Below are 720 nucleotides of genomic sequence, written 5' to 3'. Positions count from 1 at the left end.
TTTTTTTTCACTTATGTCCTCAGATGTCTGTTTAATATCTTGCCAAATTCTCTCTGATCTTGACCATGAAATTCGATTTAAAAAGAACAATAAAACCACTAAAATGCATATTACAGCAGCAACACCTAACTTAAGTTTTAAGTGACTTTGATCCCAAGAAAGTTTTAAGAGCAGAATGAAAAGTGTACTCAATAAAGCACCCATCACTATACTGTAATAACTCATTGATGTAGATGACATACAATCTCTTAACAGCTCTATATCATTCTCTGTAAGCATATAAACGGGTTCAGATTCTTCTGTACTAACCCTAGACTTCTTTTTACTATCCATTAAAGCACCTTCTGTTTAAAAAGGAACGCTATCATTCATAACGGTATGAGATGTATCAAGAGGTCTGTAAATGCTTCTGTCATAAGCAGATGACTGATCTTGATTATCATCATTTTTGCCATCTAAAAGCTTTAACTCGCCTTTGTACTGAGGCAATATGACTTCTGTTACATAGCGATCAACACCGTTTTTATCTTGCCATTTACGGGTTTGTAGTCGCCCCTCGATATAAACTTTGCTGCCTTTATTCAGATACTGGAGTGCTACTTTTGCCAAGTGTGGATTAAACACCACAATGGAATGCCATTCGGTTTTGTCTATTCTCTTATTGGTTGCCTTGTCTGTATAGCTCTCAGACGTTGCCATTCGAAAATTGACCACCTCGAT

Annotated in this window: 2 protein-coding genes; both read right to left on the bottom strand. The window is 36.2% G+C overall.

Annotation, left to right across the window (positions count from 1 at the left end):
* The coding region (locus ACFING_RS10010; RefSeq protein WP_375607479.1) for a hypothetical protein at window positions 1-333 on the bottom strand (333 nt) is incomplete at its 3' end.
* 15 nt (window positions 334-348) lie between these two features.
* Window positions 349-720 (bottom strand): single-stranded DNA-binding protein (gene ssb / locus ACFING_RS10005; RefSeq protein WP_375630823.1); only part of this gene is annotated, 372 nt, incomplete at its 5' end.

Source organism: Bartonella sp. AP150HLJHH, from assembly GCF_042196385.1.
In the GTDB taxonomy this organism is placed as follows: Bacteria; Pseudomonadota; Alphaproteobacteria; order Rhizobiales; family Rhizobiaceae; genus Bartonella.
The sequence above is the reverse complement of the archived record's forward strand: the minus strand, read 5'-3'. Positions and strand labels throughout refer to the sequence as shown.